The sequence below is a fragment of the Kutzneria kofuensis genome (assembly GCF_014203355.1).
GTDB classification, from domain to species: domain Bacteria; phylum Actinomycetota; class Actinomycetes; order Mycobacteriales; family Pseudonocardiaceae; genus Kutzneria; species Kutzneria kofuensis.
The window spans coordinates 7,418,353-7,431,362 of the sequence record NZ_JACHIR010000001.1 but is presented as its reverse complement, the minus strand read 5'-3'; the positions used below and the strand labels follow the sequence as shown (position 1 = coordinate 7,431,362).

At 70.7% G+C, this 13,010-nt stretch carries 15 protein-coding genes; 10 read left to right on the top strand and 5 right to left on the bottom strand.

What is annotated here, in order from left to right:
- Positions 1-30 precede the first annotated feature (30 nt).
- Positions 31-225, top strand: a complete 195-nt coding sequence (locus BJ998_RS33945) for a hypothetical protein (RefSeq protein WP_184867392.1) — start codon at positions 31-33, stop codon at positions 223-225.
- Positions 226-237: 12 nt separating this feature from the next.
- Entirely contained in the window at positions 238-633 is a 396-nt protein-coding gene (locus BJ998_RS33940) for a pyridoxamine 5'-phosphate oxidase family protein (RefSeq protein WP_184867391.1), read from the top strand.
- 177 nt (positions 634-810) lie between these two features.
- Here BJ998_RS33940 and BJ998_RS33935 read toward each other — a convergent pair whose 3' ends face one another.
- The gene (locus tag BJ998_RS33935) at positions 811-1,608 is read right to left on the bottom strand and encodes a carbon-nitrogen hydrolase family protein (RefSeq protein ID WP_184867390.1); all 798 of its coding nucleotides are present in this window, start codon (positions 1,606-1,608) and stop codon (positions 811-813) included.
- A gap of 34 nt (positions 1,609-1,642) precedes the next feature.
- On the opposite strand from BJ998_RS33935, the gene BJ998_RS33930 reads away from it, so the two are divergent.
- From BJ998_RS33930 to BJ998_RS33915, 4 genes are all read left to right on the top strand, one after another.
- Positions 1,643-2,266: a GntR family transcriptional regulator gene (locus BJ998_RS33930; protein WP_184867389.1), complete on the top strand. Its 624-nt coding sequence runs from the start codon at positions 1,643-1,645 to the stop codon at positions 2,264-2,266.
- Between the two features lie 368 nt (positions 2,267-2,634).
- Positions 2,635-3,066, top strand: coding sequence for a helix-turn-helix domain-containing protein (locus tag BJ998_RS33925; protein ID WP_184867388.1), 432 nt, complete (start codon positions 2,635-2,637; stop codon positions 3,064-3,066).
- A 9-nt stretch (positions 3,067-3,075) separates the two neighbouring features.
- The gene (locus BJ998_RS33920; protein WP_184867387.1) at positions 3,076-3,606 is read left to right on the top strand and encodes a M78 family metallopeptidase domain-containing protein; all 531 of its coding nucleotides are present in this window, start codon (positions 3,076-3,078) and stop codon (positions 3,604-3,606) included.
- Positions 3,599-4,786 (top strand): MAB_1171c family putative transporter, encoded by a 1,188-nt coding sequence (locus tag BJ998_RS33915; protein ID WP_184867386.1) that lies wholly within the window; start codon positions 3,599-3,601, stop codon positions 4,784-4,786. Before BJ998_RS33920 ends, BJ998_RS33915 begins: the two co-directional genes overlap by 8 nt.
- On the opposite strand, the gene BJ998_RS33910 is transcribed toward BJ998_RS33915, so the two are convergent.
- The 3 genes from BJ998_RS33910 to BJ998_RS33900 form a co-directional block, all read right to left on the bottom strand.
- Positions 4,758-6,374, bottom strand: a complete 1,617-nt coding sequence (locus tag BJ998_RS33910) for an acyl-CoA dehydrogenase family protein (protein WP_184867385.1) — start codon at positions 6,372-6,374, stop codon at positions 4,758-4,760. The genes BJ998_RS33915 and BJ998_RS33910 overlap by 29 nt on opposite strands.
- Positions 6,358-6,969 (bottom strand): TetR/AcrR family transcriptional regulator, encoded by a 612-nt coding sequence (locus BJ998_RS33905; protein ID WP_184867384.1) that lies wholly within the window; start codon positions 6,967-6,969, stop codon positions 6,358-6,360. Before BJ998_RS33905 ends, BJ998_RS33910 begins: the two co-directional genes overlap by 17 nt.
- Before the next feature lie 97 nt (positions 6,970-7,066).
- Complete coding sequence (locus tag BJ998_RS33900; protein ID WP_184867383.1) at positions 7,067-7,684, bottom strand: response regulator transcription factor; 618 nt, start codon at positions 7,682-7,684, stop codon at positions 7,067-7,069.
- Between the two features lie 286 nt (positions 7,685-7,970).
- Here BJ998_RS33900 and BJ998_RS33895 point away from each other — a divergent pair, with 286 nt between their 5' ends.
- The 3 genes from BJ998_RS33895 to BJ998_RS33885 all read left to right on the top strand — a co-directional run bounded on the left by BJ998_RS33895 (position 7,971) and on the right by BJ998_RS33885 (position 9,889).
- Positions 7,971-8,309: a hypothetical protein gene (locus BJ998_RS33895; RefSeq protein WP_184867382.1), complete on the top strand. Its 339-nt coding sequence runs from the start codon at positions 7,971-7,973 to the stop codon at positions 8,307-8,309.
- Entirely contained in the window at positions 8,296-8,877 is a 582-nt protein-coding gene (locus BJ998_RS33890) for a carboxymuconolactone decarboxylase family protein (RefSeq protein WP_184867381.1), read from the top strand. Before BJ998_RS33895 ends, BJ998_RS33890 begins: the two co-directional genes overlap by 14 nt.
- A gap of 319 nt (positions 8,878-9,196) precedes the next feature.
- Complete coding sequence (locus BJ998_RS33885; protein WP_184867380.1) at positions 9,197-9,889, top strand: AfsR/SARP family transcriptional regulator; 693 nt, start codon at positions 9,197-9,199, stop codon at positions 9,887-9,889.
- 76 nt (positions 9,890-9,965) lie between these two features.
- Here the strand turns inward: BJ998_RS33885 and BJ998_RS33880 are convergent, their stop codons facing one another.
- Entirely contained in the window at positions 9,966-11,396 is a 1,431-nt protein-coding gene (locus BJ998_RS33880) for a gamma-aminobutyraldehyde dehydrogenase (protein WP_184867379.1), read from the bottom strand.
- 182 nt (positions 11,397-11,578) lie between these two features.
- Between BJ998_RS33880 and BJ998_RS33875 the strand changes: the two genes are divergently transcribed.
- The gene (locus BJ998_RS33875; RefSeq protein ID WP_184867378.1) at positions 11,579-13,009 is read left to right on the top strand and encodes an APC family permease; all 1,431 of its coding nucleotides are present in this window, start codon (positions 11,579-11,581) and stop codon (positions 13,007-13,009) included.
- The last annotated feature ends 1 nt before the right edge of the window (position 13,010 follow it).

The window sequence follows — 13,010 nt, the reverse complement described above, 5'->3', positions numbered from 1 at the left end:
CTCCTGGGGCCGACAAGGAGGAGCGCAGTCATGGTTGCCGTGATCGCGGCGGTACTTTTCGCCCTGGCGTTGCTGATCGACCTCGCCGGCATCTCGCTCGGATCCGTGCTGACGCCGACGAACCTGCTCACCGCCGGCCTGCTGTGCGTGGCGCTGCACCTGGCCGGCATCGGCACGAACCGTCCCACCTGGCGTCGCCCGGCCTGGCGCGGGCGGCGGCGTTGATACCCTGACAGGGTGTCCGACTTCAGCACGACCGGTGCCGCTTTCGCCGAGTTCTGGCGGGAGCGGCACCTGTGCACTCTCACCACCGTCCGCCCCGACGGCACGCCGCACGTCGTGCCCGTCGGCGTGACCCTCGACCTCGACGCCGGCATCGCCCGCGTCATCACCGACGGCAACTCGGCCAAGGCCCGCCAGCTCCGCAAGGCCGGCAAGGTCAACGCCGCCGTGTGCCAGGTGGACGGTCGACGCTGGTCCACAGTGGAGGGTGTCGCCACCCTCAACGAGGATCCGCAAGCGATTGCCGACGCCGTGCGACGTTACGCGGAGCGCTATCGGCAGCCCCGCGTCAACCCGAACCGGGTCGTGCTGGAGATCGCCATCCACAGGGTCCTCGGCAACGTCCGCTAGGACCCACCCGCCGATCGGCCGCCGGCCTGGCCGAAGAAGTAGCCGAGGATCAGCGGGAACGCGCTGGACACGATGTCCGTGACGGTGATGCCGCTGAACATCGCCACGACCCCACAGCGACACCACCTTCATCCGCCCGCCGGTTCACCCCGGTATTGGCAGATGCGGGGCCGACCGTTAGCTGAAGTCGCGGGCGTTGGCCAGCACCGGAACCTTCGAGCGGGCATCGTCCACTTCGGACGGATCGATGTCCACGACGAGCAACTCCGGCCGGTCCACCGCCTGGGCCCGGATCTCGCCCAGCGGCGACACGACGGCGCTGTAGCCGATGCCGGTGGGGACGCCGGGCTTGGTCGTGACGCCGACGGTCGACGGATCGGCCTGCCCGCAGGCGGCGAGCCAGCTGGTGGAGTCCAGGGCCCGAGCCCGGACCAGCAGCTCCCACTGCTCGCGCTTGCCGGGCCCCGATCCCCACGACGCCGGCACGAGGATCACCGACGCCCCGGACCGGGCGAGTTTCTGGAAGAGCTGGGGGAAGCGCAGGTCGTAGCAGGTGGCGACGCCGATGCCGACGCCGTCCACCTCGACCGTGACGCTGCGGTCGCCGGGGGCGACGGTGGCGGACTCGGCGAAGCCGAAGGCGTCGAACAGGTGGATCTTGTCGTAGTGCTCGTCGACGCCGAGACCGGTGACCAGCAGCGTGTTGCGCACCCGGCCGTCGTCCGACGGCGTGAACATGCCGGCGACGACCAGCACGTCGTGCCGCTTGGCGATGTCCCGCACGGCCGAGGCCCACGGCCCGTCCAGCGGCTGCGCGAGGCCGCCGAGCGGGATGCCGAAGCGGGCCATCGCGGCCTCGGGGAACACCACGATCCGCGCGCCGAGGCGGGCCGCCTCGGCGACCTGCTCGCCGATCGTCGCGAGGTTGACCTCGGGGTCGGTGTCGGACACGAACTGGCTCAGCGCGATACGCACGGGCTTCAGTGTATACCGTCCGTATACTCGGAGGATGTCTGTTTCCGGGCGGGACCGCGCCTACGACTACCTGCGCAACACCGTGCTGGCCGATCCGGCCGCCCAGGGCACGTTCCTGAACGAGCAGGACATCGCCGACCGCATCGGCGTATCCCGCACGCCCATCCGTGAGGCGCTGCTGATGCTGTCCGCCGAGGAACTCGTCCGTCTCGTCCCCAAGCGCGGCGCGTACATTCCGGAGCTGACGGCGGGCGAGCTGCGCGAGCTGATCGAGCTGCGCGGCGTGCTGGAGCGGTTCGCGGCCGAACGCGTGCTGGCCACCGGCACGGCGCCGATCGAGGAGCTGCTGGCGGCGCTGGCCGACCAGAGGGGCAAGGATGACCGTACGTTCATCGAGGCGGACACACGTTTCCACACGATCCTGGTGCGCGCCGCCGGCAACGAGATGCTGGCCCGCACCTACGAGACGTTGCGAGCGCGGCAGGTCGTCTCCGGCCTGGTGGCACTGCGTGGCGGCAGCGCGGGCCGCCGCGAGGCCGTTCTGACGGAGCATGAGGCGATCGTGGCGGCGCTGGCCGCGGGCGATCCCGGCCCGGCACGTGAGGCGATCACCGCCCACCTCGACGCGACGCTGCGGGCGCAGCTCGCGATCCGCTGACACACCACGAATTCGGGAGCCGGCGACAGTCGCAAGTGCACTGCACGTGCGCCCGGCGGACCCGTCCGGGGCGGACTCCGACCGGTTCGGACCAAGGGCCCGCATGCTGATCGGCGCAGCCACGGGACAACTCACCGAATTGATCGTCACATTCGACGACGGTGATCGGCACCGTCGACGGCACGAAACCGCTGGGTAGCAGGGTTGCGCCAATCGATCATCGGGTGTTTTGGGCGTTCTGACCGGTGCGACAACGCCGTAACCGGTCGGCGTAGCCTCGCCGTCGGCGCGTGCACCCCGGTCGCCGCCTGTAAACTGTGATGAATACCTAGGTACGTCGGCTTCATCCGTGCTGAGGGAGGTGGACGGTGTCGGCGCCCGAGCCCGAGCGGACGTCACTCGCCGCGAAGATCGACAAGCTGTTCCAGGTGGTCCGCAAGCCCAACCGCGAGCAGTACAGCCACGACGAGGTGGCCAAGGCCTGCCGCGAGGCCACCGGCGAGAGCTTCTCGACCACCTACCTGTGGCAGCTGCGCACCGGCCGCCGGGACAACCCCACCAAGCGGCACCTGGAGGCGCTGGCCCAGTTCTTCCAGGTCTCCCCCGCCTACTTCTTCGACGACGAGCAGAGCGCCAAGATCGCCGAGGAGCTGGAGCTGCTCGGCGCCCTTCGGGACGCCGGCGTACGCAATGTTGCGCTGAGAGCAGTAACGCTTTCACCCGCCGGGCTCGACACCATCAGTGACATGATCGATGCGATCGCCCGCAGGGAGGCGATCCGCGACGGGGACTCCCGCTGATCAGGAGTGATGGTGCGGCAGGACAAGCAGCTGTGGCGACGCTGCCGGGAGCTGGCCGACTCGGTGCCGATGCCCGCCCCGTTCCGCCCGGACACGTTCGCCGACGCCGTGGCCGAGCACCGCGGCCGGCGGATCGAGCTGATGCCGGTGCCCGCGACCGCCGGCGCCCCGTGCGGCCTGCTGATGACCACGGACAGCGCTGACTACATCCTGTACCCGGTCAACACCACCGAACTGCACCAGCAGCACATCCTCATGCACGAGGTCGCGCACCTGCTGTGCGGGCACACCGGCACCGCGGAGATCGACGCCGCCGCGACGCGGGCGCTGATGCCGAACCTGTCGCCGGAGCTGGTGCGCCGCGTGCTCGGCCGCACCGTCTACACCGAGATCGAGGAGCGCGAGGCCGAGCTGTTGGCGTCGCTGATCGCCCAGCGGGCGGCGCGGCTGCCGCGGCCGCCGTCGGCGGGGGCGCCGGCCGAGGTCGTCCGGCTGGACCAGCTGTTCGGCTCCCGGCCGCGGCGGCGACACGATGATTGAGGTCCTGGCCTATCTCGGCTGCCTGGTCGCCGTCGTGGTGGTCTGCTACAAGGTGCGGCTGGCCGGCGCGGACCGGCAGACGCCCGGCCACCGGCACATCGCCGGCTTCGCCGTGTGCATCGCCGGCGCGCTCGGCCTGGACGCCTGGATGACGTTGGAGATCACCGGCCCGATGCCGGCGATCGCCGGCCTGGTCAGCGACGAGCTGAAGGTGGCGGCGCTGGGCTTCCTGATCCTGTTCGCCAACTCGGTGCGGCCGGCGGCGATCCGTGGCCGCCGGTACGTGCTGGTCACGGCGTGGACGATGGCCACCTGCCTGGTGCTGTTCTTCGTCTCCGGCGCGGACCAGTCGGCCGACGTCGTGACGTTCACGCCGGACCGGGTCGGCTTCTTCGTGGCTTACGACGTGGTGCTGATCTGCTACGAGGTGTGGGGGCTGCTGACGTTCACCACGCTGATCGGCCGCTACGCCCGGATGGTCGAGCCGAGCCTGCTGCGCACCGGGCTACGCCTGATCACCGTCGGCGCGCTGATCGGCGTGCTGTGGGCGGCGTGGCAGTTCGACGACATCCGGATCGCGTTGTCGCAGCACCAGAACACCACCAGCGAGGACGAGGTGTCGGCGGTGCTGGCCGCTTGCTGCGTGCTGGTGTCGGCCGCCGGGGCGACGCTGACCGTGTGGGGACCGTACCTGAGTGGCCCGGTCCGCTGGCTCGGCGCGCAGTGGCGGTATGCGCAGCTGCGGCCGCTGTGGGCGGCGATGCACGCAGCGATGCCGGCGATCGCGCTGAGTTCCGTCGCCCGTCAGCAGGGCGGCGTGGAGTTCGCGCTGTACCGGCACGTGATCGAGATCCGCGACGCGCAGTTGGCGCTGCGCGGGCACATCCATCCCTCGGTGCAGGAGTGGGCTTCGGACGCGGTGCGCCGCGCCGGCACCCATCCTTCCCGTCGCGAGGCGACCATCGAGGCGGCGACGATCGCCGCCGCCGTGCTCGCTCACGACGCCGGCGTCAGCTACCCGGCCGGGGTGGCCGACCCGCACCGCGTGGATCCCAGCCTGGCGGCGGAAACCCGCTGGCTGGCGCAGGTGTCGCGAGCGTTCGCGCACTCCAAGGCGGTCGCGTTGGTGCGGGCGCGGATGGCCGCCGAGCTCAGCGGGGTTCCGTCCACGAGCTCGTGACGATCGCGCGACTGTCCACACCGGACGGCAGCGTGCCGAGCGCGATGCCCCAGTCCTCGCCGAGACGGGAGGCGCAGAACGCGTCGGCGACCGCCGGGTTGCCGTGCCGCACCAACAGGGATCCCTGCAGCACCAACGCCATCGTCTCGACCAGCCGGCGGGCCCGGAACTCGATGTCGTCGAGGTCGGCCAGCTCCTTGCGGAGCAGCTCGACGGACCGGTCCAACCGGGCATCCGCGCCGGCGGCCAGCTCCACCTCGGTGAAGAACGCCTCCACCGACTCGGGCTGCCGGGCCATCGCCCGCAGCGCGTCCAGCGCGGCGACGTTGCCGGAACCCTCCCAGATCGAGGGCAGCGGCGCCTCCCGGTACAGCAGCGGCATGCCGGATTCCTCGACGTAACCGTTGCCGCCCAGGCATTCCAGCGCCTCGGCGGCGTGCATCGGGGCCCGCTTGCACACCCAGTACTTGGTCACCGCGAGCGCGAGCCGGCGGAACGCCGTCTCGTCGCGGTCGGTCGCGCCGGCCAGCCGGAGCATCACCACCAGCGCGGCCTCGGCCTCGACGGTGAGGTCGGCGAGGACGTTGGACATCAGCGGCTGGTCGACCAGCAGCTTGGTGAAGGCGCTGCGGTGGCTGGCGTGGTGCACCGCCTGGGCGACGCCGGCGCGCATGCCCGCGGCGCTGCCGATCACGCAGTCCAGCCGGGTGTTGTTGACCATCTCGATGATGGTCGGCACGCCCCGGCCCTCCTCGCCGACCAGCCAGCCGAGCGCGTCATCGTACTCGATCTCGGAGGAGGCGTTGGACTTGTTGCCCAGCTTGTCCTTCAGCCGCTGCAGGTGGATCCGGTTGCGGGTGCCGTCCGGCAGGACGCGCGGCAGCAGGAAGCAGGACAGGCCGCCGGGCGCCTGCGCGAGAGTGAGGAACATGTCCGACATCGGCGCGGACGTGAACCACTTGTGGCCGCGGATGACGTATTCGCCGTTTTCGGTCGGCGTCGCCGTCGTGGTGTTGGCGCGGACGTCCGAGCCGCCCTGCTTCTCCGTCATCGACATGCCCGCGATCAGGCCGCGTTTCGTGCTCGGCTCGCGCAGGCCGTAGTCGTAGATCTTGGCCGCCAGCAGCGGTTCGTAGGTTTTCGCCAGCTCCTCGTTGTGCCGCAGGGCCGGGACCGCCGCGTACGTCATGGCCAGCGGGCAGGTGTGGCCGGCCTCGACCTGGCTCCACACGAAGAACTTCGCCGCACGGGCCACGTGCGCGCCGGACCGCTCGTCCCGCCAGGGCGCGGCCTGCAGCCCGTGCTCGACGCCGACCGTCATCAGCTCGTGCCAGTACGGGTGGAAGTCCACCTCGTCGATGCGGTTGCCGTAGCGGTCGTGCGTGCGCAGCACCGGCGGGTTGGCGTTGGCGCCCCGGCCCCACTCCTGCGCCTGCGCGCTGCCCGCGAGCCGGCCCAGTTCGTGCAGCTCCGGCTCCGCCCACGCCGCTCCCTCGCGGCGGAGGCCCGCGATCAGCGACGCGTGCGCCGCGACGTCGTAGCCGACCAGCGGCGGGACCTGGTTGGTGACCTCATGAGTGGGCGGCATCGTCGGCTCCCAGGGCACGAAGGGTGAAACGGACCAGATTCGGCACGGTGTCGGCGCTCGCGACGCCCGCCGACAGCGGGCCCACCAGCACCTCCGCCACCGCCCCCACCAGCGCCGCGGCGGTGACGCCGGCATCCTGCGCCGGCAGCACGCCGGCCTTGATCGCCTCGGTGACGTGCATGGCGAAGGCCTTCTGGAACACCTGCCGGAACACCAGGCGCTCCGCCTCCACCGGCGCGTCCACCGGCTCCGCCAGCAGTGCGTACGCCAGCCGCGGGGCCTTCAGCGCTCGGTTGGCGAACGTCTCCACGATGGCCACGACCCGGTCGATCAGGTCGCCCGGGCCGTTCGCCGCATCCTCGACGGCCTGGACCTCGCGGCCCACCAGGCCCCGGAACACCTCGACCACCAGCTCCGCCTTGCCCGGGAAGTACCGGTAGACGCTGCCGGTGGAGACGCCCGCCCGCGCCGCCACCCCCGCCACCGAGCAGCCCGCGTATCCCTGCTCCGACAGCAGCGCGACGGCAGCCGCCAGCAGCGCCTCGCGCTGGGCGTCGAGCCGGGCCTGCACCCGGGGCGTGCGACGGTAGGGCACCCAAGCAGTGAACCACGGTTCAGTGTTTTATGCCACGCGTGCCACCCGAGCACTCTCCGGCGTCAGAGGCGGGGCGAGCCCACCCAACCATGCGCTCTCAGGCCAGTGGGAGGGCGTCGGAGTCGAGGATGCCGGTGCGGTAGGCGATGGAAACCGCTTCCGCTCGGCCGTTCGCCTCCAGCTTGCGGATGATGTTCTTCGCGTGCGAGCGGACCGTTTCCACCGAGACCACGAGGCGTTCCGCGATCGACTTGCTGCTCATGCCTTCCGCGATCAGCGCGAGGATTTCCGTTTCGCGCTGGGACAACGTGTGGGCGCGTTTCTGGTCGCCGGTGGATGCCTCGCCTTTCGACTGTATCGGGACCCCGAGATAAACGCCGGCCAACACCTGGTGCAGATAGCTGGCGGACGCCGTCGCCAGCGCCACCGCCTGCGCCCCTTGTCCGAAGGCGAACCTCGCGTCTTCGTCCGCGTGACTCGACGGCGTCAGCAGCACCACCACCGGGCAGGAGGAATATCCGCTGCTCAGCGTCCGTACCAGCGTGAACCCCGGGTCGGCCGCCTGGTCCACCACTGCCATCCCCGCGCCGTTGCGCGCCGCGAAGCGTACGGCCGCCATCGACGACGCCGCACTCACCGCCCCCACCTCCGGCAGCCGGGACAACACTCGCGCCAATCCGATTCGGGTGAGCGGGGAAAACCCCACGATCAGCACTGGGCGGCGACGGTGGTACATGAGCCGGATACTCTCACGCGCTGCGCCAATTGCGACACCAGGCGTGACCTACCAGTCATCTCCGATCACATTCCGTAAACCCGGAATTCGTCCGCATCACCGGATCAGATCACCGGGCACGTCCTTTTCTACTCTGTGTATGCGCCAGGCGCCGGCGATCACGGAAGGCCGTTCGAACCAACACCTCGCGCCGAGGGCGTTCGTCGCCCGGCATGCCTGGGATTCCTGAAACCGCTACCGTCCACGCCGAACCGATGGAGGTCCCATGAGCACGGACACCGGCGCCCGGCACCACGAGCTCGCGGAAGCCCTGCGCACGGCGGTGGCGAACGACGCTGGAGTGACCGACGCGGCGCTGCGGACCGCTGTGTCGGCCAGGGCCGCGGATGGCCCGCCGATCGCCGAGCCCTACAACACCCTCGCCCGAGAGATCGGCGCAGCCTCCTACCGGGTGACCGACGCCGAGGTCGACGCCGTCCGGCAGGCAGCGGGCACCGACAAAGCGGCATTCGAGATCATCATGTCGGCCTGTGTCGGGGCGGGACTGGCGCGCTGGGACGCCGCTGCTCGCATCATCGAGGAGGCGAGCGATGCGTCTGCCTGAGGTCGAGCGCGGCGACAGCCTCCGTAGTAGGGCGCTGATTCGGATCATCTCCGCGGCGTTGGGCGCACGTCTCCCGGATGCGGCCCGGGTTGCCTTCTACCACAAGAACTTCGTGGGCACGGCACTCGGCGCGTGGACACAGCGGGCGATGCGCGGACCGAGTGAGTGGTCCGTGGCGGAGCGGGAACTGATGGCCGCGATGGTCGCCAAGTGGAACTCGTGCCCCTTCTGCGTCGGGGCCCACCGGGCCGTCGCCGTGCGTGGCATGGACAAGGCGGTGGCGGACGCGTGCCTCACCGACTACCGCACCGCCCCCATCTCGGACCAACTGCGCGCGACGCTCGCCGTCCTGGAAACGATGACCTTGCACCCGGACGAACTGCAAGCCGCCCAAGCCCGAGCGGCGACGGCCGCTGGGGTCACACGGCGACAACTCGTGGATGCGTCGGCGGTCGCGGCCCTGTTCAACATCATCACCCGCTACGCCAACGCCCTGGACTTCGCCATTCCGACCGACGCCGAGTTCGACAAGGCCGCAGCCATGATGCTCAAACGGGGCTACGCCTGACCTTGTGGTCACAGGCCAGGAATGCGGCGACCTGACCACTTCTTCGGCCTCCGACACAGGAGAGTGCGAGGCCCCGCCGATGCTTCGCCCGGTCGCCGGATTTCGGCCGCCGCCACCCGACGCACCCACCCACCCGAGCCGACGCGGCGGCCGAAATCCGGCAAGGGCGAGGCATCGGCCCCCGAAGGGGCCGAGCCCCGCGCGGCACGCGCGGCATACACGCTGCCCCTTCGGGTGGTATCGGCCGGATGCCGGAGTGACTCCTCTGGTTGTGCGTGACCATGACGGCGTAGAACGGCTCATCTTTCGGGGGTACTCCATGTCCGACGCCGCGCGCCTGTCCCTGCTCGACGGCTTCGCGCTGACGGTGGGCGGCCGGGAGTTGGTGGTGCCGAAGGCGCAGCAGAGGCTGCTGGCGTTGGTGGCGTTGAGGCGGGACACGAACCGGAACACGGCGGTGGGAATGCTGTGGCCGGAGGGCAGCGAGGCGAAGTCGCTGGCGAGCTTGCGAACGGCGTTGTGGCGGCTACAGCAGTTGCCCGCGCCGACGGTGCGGGTGGGCGGCGACACGATCAGTCTGGCCCCGGGGCTACGGCTGGACGTGGGCGAGCTGGTGGCGATGTCGAGGCAGGGCGGCGAGGAGCTACCGCCGAGCCTGTTGGCGGGCCCGCACGAACTGCTGCCGGGTTGGTACGACGAGTGGGTGCTGGTGGAGCGGGAACGCCTGCGCCAGCTGTACTTGCACACGGTGGAGGGCTTCGCGGCGTCGTGCCTGCGGGCGGGGAGGCACGGCGACGCACTGCAAGCGGCGCTGGCGGCGGTGCGGGCGGATCCGCTGCGGGAGAGCCCGTACCGCCTGGCGATCGAGGTGCACCTGGCGGAAGGCAACGTGGCGGAGGCGCTGTCGGCGTACCAGCACTACCGAGCACTGCTGGCCAGGGAGCTGGGGATGGCGCCGTCGCCGATGATCCGCGGCCTCATCCACGAAACCCTGGCCACCGCGGCGGTGTGACGAGGGCCGAGGCACGTGAGTGGCTCACTTGGCTCCCGGGACCAAGTGAGCCACTCACGTGCGGAGACCGGGGCGGCTACTCGAACGAGGACATGACGTGCTTGATGCGGGTGTAGTCCTCCAGCCCGTACATGGACAGGTCCTTGCCGTGGCCGGAGTGCTTGAACCCGCCGTGCGGCATCTCGGCCACGATGGGGATGTGGGTGTTGATCCACACGCAGCCGAAGTCGAGGCGCTTGGCCATCCGCATGGCCCGGCCGTGGTCGCGGGTCCACACACTCGACGCGAGGCCGTACTTGACGCCGTTGGCCATCGACACCGCCTCGGCCTCGTCGGCGAAGGACTGCACGGTGATCACCGGCCCGAACACCTCGTTCTGGATGATCTCGTCGTCCTGGCGTAGGCCGGAAACCACGGTGGGGGCGTAGAAGTAGCCGCGGTCGCCGACGGCGGAACCACCGGCCAGGACCGAGGCGTGCGAGGGAAGCCGGCCGATGAAGCCGCCGACGCGGTCCAGCTGGGAAGCGTTGTTCAACGGCCCATAGGTGACGTCCTCCGTGGGCGCGCCGGTGGACGTCTCCCGGGCCTGGGCGGCCAAGGCCGCGGCGAACTCCTCGTACACGGAGGCGGCGACGATCACGCGGGTGGCGGCGGTGCAGTCCTGGCCGGCGTTGAAGTAGCCGGCGGCGGCGATGCCGGAAGCGGCGGCCTCCAGGTCGGCATCCTCGAAGACGACAACGGGCGCTTTGCCGCCGAGTTCCAGGTGCGTCCGCTTCAGGTCCAGAGCCGCCGCCGACGCGACCTCCATGCCGGCCCGCACGGAGCCGGTGATCGACACCATGTCGGGGCGGTCGTGCGACACCAGCGACCGGCCGGTGTCCCGGTCGCCGCAGATCACGTTGAACACGCCCGGCGGCAGGAACTCGGCGCACACCTCGGCCAGCAGGGTCGTCGACGCCGGCGTGGTGTCGGACGGCTTCAGCACCACGGTGTTGCCGGCGGCCAGAGCCGGGGCGATCTTCCAGATGGCCATCATCAGCGGGTAGTTCCACGGCGTCACCTGGGCGCACACGCCGACGGGCTCGCGCCGCACGTACGAGGTGTGCCCAGCCAGGTACTCCCCCGCCGACCGCCCCTCCAGCACCCGGGCGGCGCCGGCGAAGAAGCGCAGCTGGTCCACGCAGGGCGGGATCTCGTCGGACTTGGTGACGGCCAGCGGCTTGCCGGTGTCGGCCGACTCGACCTGAACGAACTCGTCGGCGCGGGCCTCGATGGCGTCGGCGATCCGGAGCAGCGCCAGCTGCCGTTCCGCCGGTGTGGTGTCGCGCCACGTCTCGAAGGCGGCGCTCGCGGCGCCGACGGCGGCGTCCACGTCGGCGGGCCCGGACAGCGGCGCGGTGGCGTACACCTCGCCGGTCGAGGGGTCGACGACGTCGAGGGTGCGGCCGTCGGCCGCGCCGACCCGCTCGCCGTTGACGAGGTTGGTGAAGACGGTCTTGTCGGCCACCGAACGGATCCTTCCCAGACACGGATTTAGTTGCGAACCATGCTCCCGCGCGACGGTATCGATTGCAACCAGTCGATTAAGTTGCTGTTTCGGTCGCCCAGGGCATTGACTTCGCACGCCGGAACGCCTTCACTGTGCCGCACGGGTGTGGCCCCCGTCACCCGCCGATCGCTGGAGGCTCGATGTCAGAGGAGCGCACGTTACGAGCGGACGTGCTGGGCGCGGCCGACACCGCCATGATGGCCGTCGCGGGCAGCGCGCCGGCGTACTCGATCGGCGCGAGCACGGCCGCGCTGGTGGCGGTGGCCGGTCTCGGCAGCCCGGCGGCGCTGCTCTGGTGCGGCATCCCGATGCTCGGCATCGCCTGGGCGTTCAGCCACCTCGGCCGCACCGAGGTCAACGCGGGCGCCAGCTACGCGTGGGTGGGCCGCGCCCTGCACCCCGTGCTCGGCTACCTGTCCGGCTGGGCGCTGATCGTCTCGGCGACGCTGTTCATGGTCGCCGGCGCGATCCCCGCCGGCTCGCTGACGCTGTCGCTGTTCGACCCGGATCTGGCCTCGAACACGGCCCTGGTGACGCTGGTCGGCGCGGTCTGGTTCGCGGCCATGGCGCTGGTGGTCTACCTCGGCGCGCACGTCACGGCCCGGGCCCAGTGGATCATGTCCGGCATCGAGGTGGCCATCCTGGTGATCTTCCTGGTGGTCGGCCTGCTCCGCGCGCCGAGCATCGCGGTGGAGCACTTCTCCTGGTCCTGGCTGGGTTTCACGCACTTCGACGGCATGGGCGGCTTCGCCGCGGCCGCGCTGGTCGCCGCGTTCTACTACTGGGGCTGGGACGTGTCGGCGAACCTGAACGAGGAGACGAGGTCCGCGCGCCGAGCCGCCGGCCTGGGCGGCATCGTCGGCGTGGTGATCGTGTTCGGCCTGTTCCTGTGCTTCACCGTGCTGGTGAACCTGCTGCTGTCGGCGGACACCATCGGCAACAGCAGCGGCAACCTCCTCGACCTGCTCGGCCAGGCGATCTGGCCCGGCCCGGGCGGCAAGATCCTGTCCATCGCGGTGGTGCTGTCCACGATCGCCACGCTGGAGACCACGCTGATCCAGGTCACCAGGACGATGTTCGCGATGGGCCGGGACGGCACGCTGCCGCGCGCCTTCGGCCGCACCCACCTGCGCCGGCGCACGCCGACGCTGGCCACGATCACCGTCGCCGTGGTGTCGGTGGTGCTGTTCGTGGCGGCCAACTTCCTCGGCACGGTCGGCGAGATCCTGTCCGACGCGATCAGCGCCATCGGCCTGCAGATCGCCTTCTACTACGGCCTGGCCGGCCTCGCCGTCGTGGTGTCGCACCGGGCCGAGCTGTTCAAGAGCCTGCGCAACTTCGTGCTGATCGGGCTGTGGCCGGGGCTGGGCGCGGTCTTCCTGCTGTGGATGTTCGTGCAGGCCATCGGCTCCAACTCGGCCGTGGTCAACGGGATCGGGCTGGGCCTGCTCGCGGTGGGCGTCGTGCCGATGCTGGCGGCGTGGCGGAAGGGTTCGGCGTACTTCGCACGCACCGCCGTCGAGGCGGACACGGTCGCCGCTGCCGTGCCAACCGGCGGGGAACTGCGATGAT